Origin of the sequence: Neorhizobium puerariae, from assembly GCF_042429745.1 — a bacterium.
In the GTDB taxonomy this organism is placed as follows: domain Bacteria; phylum Pseudomonadota; class Alphaproteobacteria; order Rhizobiales; family Rhizobiaceae; genus Neorhizobium; species Neorhizobium puerariae.
In genome coordinates this window covers 131,167-144,314 of record NZ_JBHMAA010000015.1, presented here as the reverse complement: position 1 = coordinate 144,314, position 13,148 = coordinate 131,167, and the positions used below count along the sequence as shown (strand labels likewise).

Genomic DNA, 13,148 nt, shown 5'->3' with positions numbered 1-13,148 from the left:
CCGAGACAACCGGGCGATGACGATTGAAACGAAGAACAAGAAGACTGTCGGGCGGCTGAAGAGCCGGCCGCAGTTTCTCGCTGTCCGGCAGGGCGAAAGCCGCCGGGGTCGCACTTTCCTTCTGGAAGTGCTGGACCGAAATGCAACGGACGAGGCGCCGCGTGTCGGCTTTACCGTCACCAAGAAGCATGGCAACGCGGTGGAACGCAACCGCATGCGCCGGCGGCTGAAGGAAGCCGTGAGGCAATCTGCCGGATTTGCAATGAAGAACGGACACGACTATGTGATTGTCGCGCGGCGGGAGGTGCTGACGGCTCCCTTCGCTGATATGACGGCTCAGCTCATCGAGCGCATTGAAAGCAGGCCGAAACCGAAGCGGTCCGAGGAGACCCGTTCCAGGAAAGCATGATGGAAAAAAACCGTAACTACTTCATCGCGATCGCGCTCTCTGTCGTGATCGTCCTTGCCTGGCAGTTCCTCTACATGAACCCGAGGATGGAAGCGCAGCAGCGTGCCGAAGAGGCCCGCCGCGCCCTCCAGGGTCAGACCGCTCAGACCACTTCTCCCGAAAACCCCGGCGCCCAGAGCACGCCCACGGGAAACCTGCCGGGCGCAAACCCGGCCCAGACGACCGTCACCCGCGAGCAGGCGCTTGCCAGATCGCAGCGCATCCAGATCGAAACGCCGGCCGTCATCGGCTCCATCAACCTGACCGGCGCCCGTTTCGATGACCTGAAGCTGCGTGAATATCACGAGACCGTGGACGACAGCAGCCCGATCATCACGCTCTTCTCGCCGTCCGACGCGAAGGACGGCTATTTCACCGAGATCGGTTACATCCCCAACGATTCCATCGGCGCGGTGCCCGGCACCGGCACGCAGTGGACGGTTGCAGGCGGCGACAAGCTGACCCAGCAGACGCCGGTGACGCTCACCTTCACCAACGACAAGGGCGTGACCTTCACCCGCACGATCACGATCGACGACCACTACATGCTGACGGTCGCCGACAAGATCGACAACAAGACGGCTTCCCCGGTGACGCTGACGCCTTACGGCCGCGTCATCCGCAACAACAAGCCGGCGACGCCCGCCATCTGGGTCATCCACGAGGGCTTCATCGGCGTGATGGGCGAAAGCGGCAGCCTCAACGAGCACACCTACGCCAATATCGAGAAAGAGCAGTATACCAACGAGAAGGCCACGACGGGCTGGCTCGGCATCACCGACAAATACTGGGCCGCGACGATCGTTCCGCCCCAGACGCTTCCCTATGTCGCGCGCTTCTCGCATTTCAGCGGCGGCCAGACGAGCTACCAGGCCGACTACAAGGGCGACGACCTGACGGTCCAGCCCGGACAGTCGACCGAGCTCAAGAACCTGGTCTTCGCGGGCGCGAAGGAAGTGCCGCTGATCTCGCGCTACGAGACCGATTATTCGGTCCCGCAGTTCAACCGCCTGATCGACTGGGGCTGGTTCTACTTCATCACCAAGCCGATGTTCCAGCTGATGGACTTCTTCTTCCGTCATGTCGGCAATTTCGGCGTCGCGATCCTGCTGACGACCGTGGTGGTCAAGGCCATCTTCTTCCCGCTCGCCAGCAAGCAATATGCTTCGATGGCCAACATGAAGCGCGTGCAGCCCAAAATGGAGGAGCTGAAGCAGAAGTTCGGCGACGACCGCATGGGCATGCAGCAGGCGATGATGCAGCTCTACAAGGAGGAGAAGATCAATCCGATCGCCGGTTGCTGGCCGGTGCTCCTGCAGATTCCGGTCTTCTTCGCGCTCTACAAGGTCATCTACGTGACCATCGAGATGCGGCATGCCCCCTTCTTCGGCTGGATTCAGGACCTCTCCGCCCCGGACCCGACCTCGCTCTTCAACCTGTTCGGCCTGCTTCCCTACGACGTGCCGCATTTCCTGCTGATCGGCGTCTGGCCGCTCGTCATGGGCGTTACGATGTTCCTGCAGATGCGCATGAACCCGACCCCGCCGGACCCGACCCAGGCGATGATCTTCACCTGGATGCCGCTCATCTTCACCTTCATGCTGGCATCCTTCCCGGCCGGCTTGGTGATCTACTGGGCCTGGAACAACACGCTGTCGATCACCCAGCAGGCGGTCATCATGAAACGCCACGGCGCCAAGATCGAGCTCTTCGACAATCTGAAGGGCCTCTTCCGACGAAAACCGGCGGCATCGAAATAGCAGATACCGGCCCCGCTTCGGCGGGGCTTTTCTTTTCCGGAACCCCTGGAAAGGCCGCAAAGCTTGACATTGGCGACCAAAACCGTGAAGCCGTGCCCTTCCAGACGAAGAGGATATCGATGCCGGCAGACATGACGGACGAAAAACCGCTTTTCGGCCGCCCCTGGATTTTCATCCGCGGCGTGCCTTCGATGAAATTCCTGCCGCCGGAAGGCCCGCTGGAAGTGGCATTTGCCGGCCGTTCGAATGTCGGCAAGTCGTCGCTGATCAACGCGCTGGTCGGCCAGAAGGGACTTGCCCGCACGTCCAACACGCCGGGCCGCACGCAGGAGCTCAATTACTTCGTGCCGGACGGCTATTCGGGCGAAGGCGCCGACCTGCCCCCCATGGCGCTGGTCGACATGCCGGGTTACGGCTATGCGCAGGCCCCGAAGGAGCAGGTCGACGCCTGGACGAAACTCGTCTTCGATTATCTGCGCGGACGGGCGACCTTGAAGCGCGTCTATGTGCTGATCGACAGCCGACACGGCATCAAGAAGAACGACGAGGAGGTCCTGGGCCTGCTCGACAAGGCGGCCGTCTCCTATCAGATCGTGCTGACCAAGACCGACAAGATCAAGGAACCGGCCGTCCCCAAGCTGATGGCGGAAACGACGGAGAAGATCCGCAAGCGGCCCGCCGCCTATCCCCTCGTCCTTTCCACCTCGTCCGAGAAGGGTCGGGGTCTTGAGGAACTGCGCCAGGCGATCGCCGAAACCGTCGGCCAGCCTTGAGACCGTGAATGCAAAGCCGGCCGCCTTCCGAAAAGGCGACCGGCTTTTCCATGTGCCGAAGCGGCCTGCGACCGCTTCACATCTTCGGCAGCAAGACCTTGTCCACGACATGGATGACGCCGTTCGACTGCCGGACATCGGCAATCGTCACATGCGCGACATTGCCGTTCTCGTCGGTCAGCGTGATCTTGCCCATGCTTTCCCTGGCCTTGAGAACGCAGCCGCCGACCGTCTTGACGTCATGGGCGCCCTTGTCGTCCTTGATCATCTTCCCGATGGCGGTGGAGAGCGCGTTCGCGGCCACCACATGGCAGGTCAGCACCTTGGTGAGCTGCGCCTTGTTTTCCGGCTTCAGAAGATCGTCGACGGCGCCCTTCGGCAGGGCCGAGAACGCTTCGTTGGTGGGAGCGAACACCGTGAACGGGCCTTTGCCCTCAAGCGTCCCGACCAGGCCGGCGGCCTTGACGGCGGCGACGAGGGTCGTGTGATCCTTGGAGTTCACGGCGTTTTCGACGATATTCCTGGTTTCGTACATGGGCGCGCCGCCGACCTTGGGATTGGCGGCGTAGGCGGTTACGGCAATGGCCGGCAGAGCGGCTGCGAGGGCGATGACACGAATTGCGGATTTCGACATGGTACTTTCCTCTTTCTCTCGGATGTTCGAAGGCCCCGGACGCGGATGCGCCGCCAGAGGCATGGGCGTCCCACCGTCTGCGGGAACATCACAAGGGACGGAAAGCGGGCGAAAAGAGTTTCAGCCGGCCCCGGAAGCCGGCGGAAAAAATCACAAGCAACTGATTGGAAAGCTCTATTTCCTCATGGACGGCGAATGTGGCCCGCCGCGAGAACCTGCCCGGTCGGCTGGCCGGTGGGCGAACCCCCATAGGGTTCCAGGCTGACGGCAAGCGTCACGCCCTCTCCGAGCCGCGGCCTCAGGTCCGCCGGTATCTCGATGGCGCCATCGCCGGCATCCGGCAGGACCCCGAGGGAGATCGCCGGATCGTTGCTGCCCGGCACCAGCCAGAGCTGCAGCGAATGCCGGTCGGCGGCATCGGCCGCGACCGGGGTGATCTGCAGGCGGCCGCTGCCGGCGTCGTAACGCGCCAGAAGGCTGATGGCATTGCCTTCGCCGGCCATCTCCGCCACGAGCGGCCTGGCGGAACCCTGTCCCCCCAGCCAGCCCGTCTCGAGCGAGACATAGGTGATGAGGACGGCCAGCGAGGCGAAGGCGAGGCTTCGCCAGAGAAGCAGGGAATTCCACCAGCCGCCGCCGGCCAGTTCCTGCGCGAACGATCGCTGCGGAAAGAGCCGCGCCTCGATGCCCGCATAAACGCGGGCGGAAGGCATCTGCCCTTCATATTCGTCGTTGAAGCCCGAAAGGTTTTCCTGCCAGCGGGCGACTATCGCGGCGAAAGCCTTGTCGCGCCCGATTCGCGCTTCGATGCGCTTGCGGTCCTCCAGCGACAGAACGCCCAGCACGTATTCGCCGGCGAGCAGTTCGTCGCGGGAACGGTCTCCTTCGCTTTGCTCGGGCGTCGTCATCGGTCGAGGCACTCTCTCAGCTTCAAAAGGCTGCGCCGGAGCCAGGTACGCATTGTGTTCAGAGGAACGCCGTAACGCTCCGCCAGTTCCTGGTAACTCAAACCTTCCACGTATGCGCTTCGCACCGCGCCGGCCCGTTCAGAATCCAACTCTTCCATACACCTGTCAATGCGCCTGACCTCACCTTTGAGAACACTTTCCGCTTCCGGGTCGCGGCCGGTATCCGCGATATCCCAGCTTTCATCGAGAACGTCGGCTACCGGCTTGCGCGCCCTCAGGAGATCGATGGCATGATTGCGGGCGATCACCACCAGCCATCCCAGAGGGCTTGCTCCTGTGGCGGCGAACCGCTCCGCCCGCTGCCAGACCTTGACATATATCTCCTGCAACGCATCTTCCGCATCGGTCCTGTCCTTCAGGATACGGAGGCAGACGGAAAAGAGTTTCGCGGATGTCCCGGCGTAAAGCGTCGCGAAGGCCGCGCGGTCCCGCAGCACCACGCGGCCGATCAATGCGGCGAGATCCTGGTCGCTTGCCAAGCCTGGCACCTCCGGCTGCGGGCGCGGCGCCCGGCATCGTTCATTCACCTTACCCTTTCAATACGCATGAATCTTCCCCGCGGATTATTTCCTCTGTCAAAAACATGCGCTAAAAGGCCCAACTCAAATCACGAGGACTTCGATGAGCGCTTCCGACAGCGAACTTCAGGCCAAGCTTCTGGCCCAGGCACTGCCCTACATGCAGCGGTACGAGAACAAGACGATCGTCGTGAAATACGGCGGTCACGCCATGGGCGACGCGGAACTCGGCAAGGCATTCGCCGCGGATATCGCGCTTCTGAAGCAATCGGGCGTCAACCCGATCGTCGTCCACGGCGGCGGCCCGCAGATCGGCGCGATGCTGACCAAGATGGGCATCGAATCCAAGTTCGAAGGCGGCCTGCGCGTCACCGACCAGAAGACCGTCGAGATCGTCGAAATGGTGCTCGCAGGCTCGATCAACAAGGAGATCGTCGCGCTGATCAACCAGACCGGCGAATGGGCGATCGGCCTTTGCGGCAAGGACGGCAACATGGTCTTCGCCGAGAAGGCCAAGAAGACCGTCATCGATCCGGACAGCAATATCGAGCGGGTACTCGACCTCGGCTTCGTCGGCGAAGTGGTGGAAGTGGACCGCACGCTGCTCGACCTGCTCGCCAAATCGGAGATGATCCCCGTCATCGCACCGGTCGCGCCCGGCCGCGACGGCGCCACCTACAACATCAATGCCGATACGTTCGCAGGCGCCATCGCCGGCGCATTGAACGCCACGCGCCTGCTCTTCCTCACCGACGTTCCGGGCGTGCTGGACAAGGACAAGAACCTCATCAAGGAGCTGACGGTCGCTCAGGCCCAGGCGCTCATCAAGGACGGCACGATCTCCGGCGGCATGATCCCGAAGGTCGAGACCTGCATCGATGCGATCCGGGCCGGGGTCCAGGGCGTCGTCATCCTGAACGGCAAGACGGCCCATTCGGTGCTGCTCGAAATCTTCACCGAGCGCGGCGCCGGCACGCTGATCGTGCCCTGATCCCGGAATACCGCAGGGTCCGGCTCAGCCGGCGGCGGCAAAGACCGCCGCGGCATCCTCCTTCAGCTTCGCCATCATGGCCCGGTAGGGACCGGGACCATAGCTCACGCGGCCGACGCCGAGTTCGCCGAGACGCTTCGGCGCGGAAACGCCCTGCATCATCATGATATTGACCGGCACCGGCGAAGCCTCGCAAAGCCTGGCGATCAGGTCGTCATCGGCAAGACCGGGCGCGAAGAAGCCGCTGCCCCCTGCCCCGGCATAGGCTCGGGCGCGTTCGATCGCCTGATCGAGCAGCCCGGCATGAGCCGCACGGTCGCTTTCCTTCAGGAAGAGATCAGTGCGGGCATTGATGAAGAAGGGCAGGCCGCGATCGTCGGCCATCCTGCGAATGGCGCGAATGCGCTCCGCCTGCACGGTGACGGCGTAGATGCCGCTGCCGCCGACGACCTGATCCTCGAAATTGATGCCGACGGCACCCGCGTCGACGACCTTGGCGACATTGTCCGCAAGTGCCGCCGGGTCCTCCGCATAACCGCCCTCGAAATCGACCGACAGCGGCAATTCGACGGAGGCCGTGATGGACTTCACCGTGGCGAGCAATGCCTCTATCGGCAGGTTCTCGCCGTCGGCATAACCTTGCGATGCGGCAACCGACCAGCTTCCCGTGCCGAGCGCCTTCGCACCGGCGTCCGCCACGGCCTTCGCCGTGCCGGCATCCCAGATATTGTAGATGACGACCGGATTGCCCTTCCGGTGAAGCGCGCCGAACGCGATTGCCTTGTCCTTCTGAGACATGCGTGATCCTCCCTTTTCGCGAGCGCCATCCTATCCGGTTTCCGCGTCCGGCGCCGCCGCAAATCGGGCGCCGATCAGGAGAATATCAGCCCCAGGATGCCGCAGACGATCAACAGGCAGCCGGCGATCTCCATGCGGTTCACCCGTTCATGGAACAGGAAGTAGGAAGCCATGAAGGTGAAGACGAGTTCGATCTGGCCCAGCGCGCGGACATAGGCCACCTGCTGCAGCGTCATCGCCGTGAACCAGCCGGCCGAACCCAGAACGCCGGCCAGGCCCACGAGAGCCGACGAACGCCAGGTGAGAAGCGCCTGGACGATCTCGCGCTTGTCCTTCCAGAGCATCCAGACGAGCATGAAAGCCGTCTGGAACGTCGTGACGCAGGCAAGCGTCACCGCCGCCTCCATGACCGGCCCCGGCCCGCCGAGCGAAAGCGACGCGCTGCGGTACGCCACCGCCGAAATGCCGAAGACCGCTCCGGACGCGATGCCGATCAGCGCCGTGCGGCTGGTCAGGGCAACGAGCAGATTGCGCCACGAGAGCGGCATGCGCGCCATGGAGATCATCATCACGCCGATAACCCCGACGACGATCGCCACGCCCGCGCCGGGCGTCAGCCTTTCGCCGAGCAGGATGAAGCCGAACAGCGCCGCCTGCACCGGTTCCGTCTTGGAATAGGCCGTGCCGACGGCAAAGTTCCGCAGCGAGAAGAGATGTACGAGCATGATCGTCGCGAAGATCTGCGCCAGCCCTCCCACGGCCGCCCAGGCCGCGAAGGTCCAGTTCAGCGCGGGAAACGGATAACCGACGACATGGTGCAGGGCCAGGACATAGAGGATCGCCACGGGAAACCCGTAGCCGAAGCGCACGAAGCTTGCTCCCCGCGTGCCGAGCGCACCCTGCAGATGTTTCTGCAATGCGGAACGCAGGTTCTGCAGGAAGGCGGCGGCGATGGTGATGGGAATCCAGAGTTCCATGTGGTGGCGGTATCATGCGTCCCGATCGGCCGCCAAGGCCGGATTCGCCCCGAACCGGTCGTCTTTTCGATTTTCTTTCGGGCGCAAGGCGTGCATAAGACCGATATGGACAAGAAACCCAGCACCTCTGCCGAGCCCTCCGATTTCGCCCATGTCCGCGACTGGGTGTTCGATCTCGACAACACGCTCTACCCGCATCACGTCAACCTGTTCGCGCAGATCGACAGGAACATGACCGCCTATGTGCAGGAGCTGCTGCAGCTGGAGCCGGAAGAGGCGCGGGTGCTGCAGAAGCGCTATTACCACGAACATGGCACGACCCTGCAGGGGTTGATGCTCAACTACGGCATCGATCCGGACGCCTTCCTGGAACGGGCGCATGCCATCGACTATTCCGCGCTCCTGCCCAACCCGGAACTCGGCGAGGCGATCAAGGCTCTTCCCGGCCGCAAGTTCATCTTCACCAACGGCAGCGTGCCGCATGCGGAGGCCGCCGCCCGGGCGCTTGGCATTCTCGACCATTTCGACGACATCTTCGATATCGTCGCAGCCGGTTACGTTCCGAAGCCGGCCGGGGCCACCTACGACAAGTTCGCCAGCCTGCATCGGGTCGATACGAGCAATGCAGCGATGTTCGAGGACCTGCCGCGCAATCTGCAGGTGCCGAAGACGCTCGGCATGCGCACCGTCCTTCTGGTGCCGCGCAATCTCGACACGGTGCTGATGGAGCGCTGGGAGAAGCTGACCGACGAGGACGATCACATCGACTATGTGACGGACGATCTCGCCAGCTTCCTCGGCCGCCTGCGCGGCAGCTTCTAGCGCCCGCCCGACGTTAAATCAGCCTTACCAAAAGTTCATCCACATTACGGATGTTTAAGTGGTTTTGATCCTTCCCGGCGCTTAGCTTCAGGCTATCGAAACAACCGGAAAGGACCTTCGATGACCGCGAAGAAGATCGTTTTGGCGACCCTCAGTGCCGTTTTGGTCGCAGGAGCAGCTCTCCCGGCATTGGCCGCGCCAGGACGTGACGGACCAGGCAGGCCTGACGGCCCGGGCCGGGCGATGATGCAGGACGTCATGTTCGTCCGCCTGTTGAAGAACGCCGACACCGACAAGGACGGCAAGATCTCCAAGGACGAGCTGACCGCCTATCAGGACAGGCTGTTTACCGAGATCGACGCCAACAAGGACGGAACGATTACCCGCGGCGAGCTGGTCGATTTCCGCCAGGCCAGGCTCGACGAGTTCCGCAAGAACAACCCGCCCCCGGAACAGGCCGAAAACCGCGACAACGATCGCCGCGACCGGGACCGCCACGGATGGGGCCATCATCAGGGCCGGGATCGCCAGGAGGCTCGCTGGGACGGGCCGCGGCATGGCGGCATGATGCGCGGCGGCTTCTTCCGCATGGTCGACGAGGACCGCGACGGCAAGATCACCAAGGCGGAGGCCACCACGGCCACCGACAAGCTGTTCGCCCGCATGGACGCCAACAAAGACGGAACGATTTCCATCGACGACCTGCCGGACCGCCCCCTCTAGTTCCCCGCCCCCTTTGGAACTAGTACCGGCTGTCGTCTCAAAGGACCCGCCCCTTTACCAGGGGGGCGGGTTCTTTCTTTCATCGTCCTGTTCCGCGTCAGTGCTCGTAGAAGTCTGAAATGATCTTCCAGGCCTGATCGGCGGTTTCCACGAAGTTGATCAGGTTCACGTCATCGGGCGCAATGGTGCCGAATTCCGCAAGCGCCTCGAAATTGATGATGCCCCGCCAGAAGGCTTCGCTGAACAGGATCAGTGGAATGCGCTCCATGCGCTTGGTCTGGATGAGGGTCAGCGCCTCGAACATCTCGTCCAGCGTGCCGAAACCGCCGGGGAAGACCGCCACGGCCTTGGCGCGCATCATGAAGTGCATCTTGCGGATGGCGAAATAGTGAAAGTTGAAGCTGAGCTCCGGCGTCACGAAGCGGTTCGGCGCCTGCTCGTGCGGCAGCATGATGTTGAGGCCGATGCTGGGGGCGCCGGCTTCGGCGGCTCCACGGTTCCCAGCCTCCATCACGCCCGGACCGCCGCCCGTCACCACCACGTATTCCTGATGATTGTAGCCCGCCGAATGCTTGCCGCAGAGGGCCGCGAATTTCCGCGCCTCCTCGTAATAGACGGAAGCGGCTTCCAGGCTCCTGCGCTGGCTCTCGTTGCGGGCCGCCCAGGCGCTCTGGCCGGGAGCCGGGATGCGCGCGCCGCCGAAAAGCACCACGGTCGACCTGATGCCGCGTTCGGCAAGCGCCATCTCGGCCTTCAGCAGCTCCAGCTGCAGGCGAACCGGACGCAGTTCCTCGCGGCACAGGAAGTCGTCATCCACATAGGCCAGCCGATAGGAGGGCGATTCGGTCTGCGGCGTCTTCGGCAGGCCCGCGGCCGCCCGCTTGTCCGCGACATTGTCCTTCAGCGGGTCCCAGACCCCGTCCTTGCGCCTCGGTCCATCTTTCCTCGCCCTTGCCATTTTCCATGATCCTTCCGGCGTCAGCATCGGTTGACGCCAATTCACATTGACGCTTGAGTGGCGGTCGCTTAGAGCAAATGATACCAGTTGGCCACCTCTCCCATCATCACGATATAGAGTGACGTTTAAGGATTACCCATGAGCAGCCCCGACTTCTCTTCCCTCGAAAAGACTATCGAGACCGCTTTCGACAACCGCGACAGCGTCACCGTTTCGACCAAAGGAGAAGTGCGCGACGCCGTCGAGGAAGCGCTCTCCCTGCTCGACGGCGGCAAGGCCCGCGTCGCGAGCCGGGGCGCGGACGGCACCTGGACGGTGAATCAGTGGCTCAAGAAGGCCGTACTGCTCTCCTTCCGCCTCAACGACATGGAAGTGGTCAAGAACGGCCCCGGCAATTCCACCTGGTGGGACAAGGTGCCTTCCAAGTTCGAGAACTGGGGAGAAGCCGAATTCCGCGACGCCGGCTTCCGCGCCGTGCCGAACGCCGTCGTCCGCCGCTCGGCCCACATCGCCCGGAACGTCGTCCTCATGCCTTCGTTCGTGAACCTCGGCGCCTATGTGGATGAAGGCACGATGGTCGATACCTGGGCAACCGTCGGCTCCTGCGCGCAGATCGGCAAGCACGTACATCTTTCCGGCGGCGTCGGCATCGGCGGCGTGCTGGAGCCCATGCAGGCCGGCCCGACCATCATCGAAGACAACTGCTTCATCGGCGCCCGTTCGGAAGTCGTCGAAGGCTGCATCATCCGCGAGGGCTCCGTGCTCGGCATGGGCGTCTTCATCGGCAAGTCGACCAAGATCGTCGACCGCACCACCGGTGAAGTCATGTATGGCGAAGTGCCGCCCTATTCCGTCGTGGTGGCCGGCACGATGCCGGGCAAGCCGTTGCCGAACGGCGAGCCGGGCCCGAACCTCTATTGCGCCGTGATCGTCAAGCGCGTCGACGAGAAGACCCGCTCGAAGACCGGCATCAATGAACTGCTCCGCGACTGATCCGACAATGTCCGCCACCAACCCCGTCGCCAATCTCCAGACCCTTGTCCGCTGCCCTTCGGTGACGCCCGCCGAAGGCGGTGCGCTTTCCGCCCTTGAAGCCATGCTTCTGCCGCTCGGCTTCAAGGTGGAGCGCATGGTGGCGACGGAACCCGGCATGCCGGATATCGAGAACCTCTATGCGCGGCTCGGAACCGAAGGGCCGCATCTGATGTTCGCCGGCCATACGGATGTCGTGCCGCCCGGCGATGAAGCCTCCTGGCGGCATCCGCCTTTCGCGGCCGAAATCGCCGACGGCGAGCTTTTCGGCCGCGGCGCCGTGGACATGAAGGGCGGCATCGCCTGTTTCGTGGCGGCCATCGCCCGCCATATCGAGAAGCATGGCGCTCCGAAAGGCTCGATCTCCTTCCTGATCACCGGCGACGAAGAGGGGCCGGCCGTCAACGGCACCGAAAAACTGCTCAAATGGGCAGCGGAGAAGGGCGAGCGCTGGGACGCCTGCCTCGTCGGGGAGCCGACCAATCCCGATGCGCTCGGCGACATGATCAAGATCGGCCGGCGCGGCTCGGTTTCCGGCAGGGTGACGGTGCTCGGCATCCAGGGGCATGCAGCCTATCCGCATCTCGCCGACAATCCGGTACGCGGCCTGCTGCCGCTCGCATCCGCCCTGATGGCCCCGCCTTTCGATACCGGAACGAACGATTTTCCGCCCTCCAATCTGGAAGTGACGTCGGTGGATGTGGGCAATCCCGCCACCAACGTCATTCCGGCAAGAGCGAGCTTCGCCTTCAACATCCGTTTCAACGACGTCTGGACCGCCGACGCGGTGAAGGCCGAAATCCTGCGGCGGCTCGACGCGGCCACCGCCGATGGGCTGCTTCGTCCCGACCGCAAGCCGGTCCGCTACGACATCGCCTGGGCGGAGCGTCCGAGCCACGTCTTCCTGACGCGCAACAACGCGCTGATCGCCTCGCTTTCCGAAGCGGTGGAAAGCGTCACGGCCAGGGTGCCGCAGCTTTCAACGACCGGCGGCACGTCCGACGCCCGGTTCATCAAGGATTATTGCCCGGTGGTGGAATTCGGCCTCGTCGGCCAGACCATGCACATGGTGGATGAACGGGTCGCCCTTGCCGATCTGGAGACGCTCACCCAAATCTATGGGACCTTTATCTCCCGCTGGTTCGATAATGCCCTCCTACCATGAAGTCAGGCTCTATCTCAGCGGTCTCTGGCTGCTGATCAAGGGCGATGCCCAAGGATTCCGGCTGCTCGACATTTCCGATCGCGGGATGCTACGCTCGTTCTGGGCCTTCATCTGGTGCCTGCCGGCTGCCGTGGTCTCGTGGTTCTGGTGGCGGTCCTACCTGCTGGAAGGCATGCCCTCGGGCGCGCGGATCGGCGGGCTCTTCTTCGTGCGCATGGGCATGCTGGAGGTTTTCAACTGGCTGATGCCGCTCGTTCTCGCAGGCCTGCTTTGCGCCATACTGGGCATCGGCCGGAAGTTCGTGCCGATTGTCGTGACCGTCAACTGGCTTTCGGTTCCCTTCGCCTATCTCTACGGCCTGCTGAGCCTGCGCTTCCTCATGCCCTCCGGCCTGGATGCCTTGCTTGCCCTCATCCACTTCGTATTGCTGATCGTCATGGTCGTTTCGGTATCGCGGGTGATGCGGATGATTTGCGGGCCGCAGCCGCTGACGGTGACCGGCCTCGTCCTGGTGCTGATCGTGCCGGGCATGCTGGCGACGGAGGCGTTGCAGCGCTTTCTCGGCATCTATCCGTTCTGAG

The 13,148-nt window shown here is 63.2% G+C and carries 15 protein-coding genes; 9 read left to right on the top strand and 6 right to left on the bottom strand.

Annotated elements, in window-relative coordinates:
* The first annotated feature begins 16 nt into the window (after positions 1-16).
* The 3 genes from rnpA (at position 17) to yihA (ending at position 2,981) form a co-directional block, all read left to right on the top strand.
* On the top strand, positions 17-409 hold the full coding sequence (rnpA, locus tag ACFFP0_RS13960; protein WP_377261661.1) for a ribonuclease P protein component: 393 nt from the start codon (positions 17-19) through the stop codon (positions 407-409).
* Complete coding sequence (gene yidC, locus ACFFP0_RS13955; protein ID WP_377261658.1) at positions 409-2,208, top strand: membrane protein insertase YidC; 1,800 nt, start codon at positions 409-411, stop codon at positions 2,206-2,208. The genes rnpA and yidC overlap by 1 nt, the downstream gene beginning before the upstream one ends.
* 119 nt (positions 2,209-2,327) lie before the next feature.
* Positions 2,328-2,981, top strand: coding sequence for a ribosome biogenesis GTP-binding protein YihA/YsxC (gene yihA / locus ACFFP0_RS13950; RefSeq protein WP_377261655.1), 654 nt, complete (start codon positions 2,328-2,330; stop codon positions 2,979-2,981).
* Between the two features lie 76 nt (positions 2,982-3,057).
* Here the strand turns inward: yihA and ACFFP0_RS13945 are convergent, their stop codons facing one another.
* From ACFFP0_RS13945 to ACFFP0_RS13935, 3 genes are all read right to left on the bottom strand, one after another.
* Positions 3,058-3,615 (bottom strand): fasciclin domain-containing protein, encoded by a 558-nt coding sequence (locus ACFFP0_RS13945; RefSeq protein WP_377261653.1) that lies wholly within the window; start codon positions 3,613-3,615, stop codon positions 3,058-3,060.
* Positions 3,616-3,797: 182 nt separating this feature from the next.
* The gene (locus ACFFP0_RS13940) at positions 3,798-4,523 is read right to left on the bottom strand and encodes an anti-sigma factor (protein ID WP_377261651.1); all 726 of its coding nucleotides are present in this window, start codon (positions 4,521-4,523) and stop codon (positions 3,798-3,800) included.
* The gene (locus ACFFP0_RS13935) at positions 4,520-5,062 is read right to left on the bottom strand and encodes a sigma-70 family RNA polymerase sigma factor (RefSeq protein WP_377261649.1); all 543 of its coding nucleotides are present in this window, start codon (positions 5,060-5,062) and stop codon (positions 4,520-4,522) included. The genes ACFFP0_RS13940 and ACFFP0_RS13935 overlap by 4 nt, the downstream gene beginning before the upstream one ends.
* A 142-nt stretch (positions 5,063-5,204) precedes the next feature.
* Between ACFFP0_RS13935 and argB the strand changes: the two genes are divergently transcribed.
* Entirely contained in the window at positions 5,205-6,092 is an 888-nt protein-coding gene (argB, locus tag ACFFP0_RS13930; RefSeq protein WP_377261647.1) for an acetylglutamate kinase, read from the top strand.
* 24 nt (positions 6,093-6,116) lie between these two features.
* Here the strand turns inward: argB and ACFFP0_RS13925 are convergent, their stop codons facing one another.
* Together ACFFP0_RS13925 and ACFFP0_RS13920 are read right to left on the bottom strand one after the other, a co-directional pair.
* Positions 6,117-6,890 carry an isocitrate lyase/PEP mutase family protein gene (locus ACFFP0_RS13925; protein ID WP_377261644.1) on the bottom strand — a complete coding sequence of 258 codons (774 nt, stop codon included), beginning with the start codon at positions 6,888-6,890 and terminating at the stop codon, positions 6,117-6,119.
* A gap of 74 nt (positions 6,891-6,964) precedes the next feature.
* Complete coding sequence (locus ACFFP0_RS13920) at positions 6,965-7,867, bottom strand: EamA family transporter (RefSeq protein ID WP_377261642.1); 903 nt, start codon at positions 7,865-7,867, stop codon at positions 6,965-6,967.
* Positions 7,868-7,972: 105 nt separating this feature from the next.
* Between ACFFP0_RS13920 and ACFFP0_RS13915 the strand changes: the two genes are divergently transcribed.
* Both ACFFP0_RS13915 and ACFFP0_RS13910 read left to right on the top strand, forming a co-directional pair.
* On the top strand, positions 7,973-8,689 hold the full coding sequence (locus ACFFP0_RS13915) for a pyrimidine 5'-nucleotidase (RefSeq protein WP_377261640.1): 717 nt from the start codon (positions 7,973-7,975) through the stop codon (positions 8,687-8,689).
* A gap of 243 nt (positions 8,690-8,932) precedes the next feature.
* Entirely contained in the window at positions 8,933-9,412 is a 480-nt protein-coding gene (locus ACFFP0_RS13910; protein ID WP_377261638.1) for an EF-hand domain-containing protein, read from the top strand.
* A 97-nt stretch (positions 9,413-9,509) separates the two neighbouring features.
* Here ACFFP0_RS13910 and ACFFP0_RS13905 read toward each other — a convergent pair whose 3' ends face one another.
* On the bottom strand, positions 9,510-10,370 hold the full coding sequence (locus ACFFP0_RS13905; RefSeq protein WP_377261635.1) for an LOG family protein: 861 nt from the start codon (positions 10,368-10,370) through the stop codon (positions 9,510-9,512).
* 138 nt (positions 10,371-10,508) lie between these two features.
* On the opposite strand from ACFFP0_RS13905, the gene dapD reads away from it, so the two are divergent.
* The 3 genes from dapD to ACFFP0_RS13890 are packed head-to-tail and all read left to right on the top strand — an operon-like array spanning position 10,509 to position 13,147.
* Positions 10,509-11,363, top strand: coding sequence for a 2,3,4,5-tetrahydropyridine-2,6-dicarboxylate N-succinyltransferase (dapD, locus tag ACFFP0_RS13900; protein WP_377261633.1), 855 nt, complete (start codon positions 10,509-10,511; stop codon positions 11,361-11,363).
* A 7-nt stretch (positions 11,364-11,370) separates the two neighbouring features.
* Positions 11,371-12,567: a succinyl-diaminopimelate desuccinylase gene (gene dapE / locus ACFFP0_RS13895; protein WP_377261631.1), complete on the top strand. Its 1,197-nt coding sequence runs from the start codon at positions 11,371-11,373 to the stop codon at positions 12,565-12,567.
* Positions 12,551-13,147: a hypothetical protein gene (locus ACFFP0_RS13890; protein ID WP_377261629.1), complete on the top strand. Its 597-nt coding sequence runs from the start codon at positions 12,551-12,553 to the stop codon at positions 13,145-13,147. The genes dapE and ACFFP0_RS13890 overlap by 17 nt, the downstream gene beginning before the upstream one ends.
* Position 13,148: the final 1 nt, after the last annotated feature.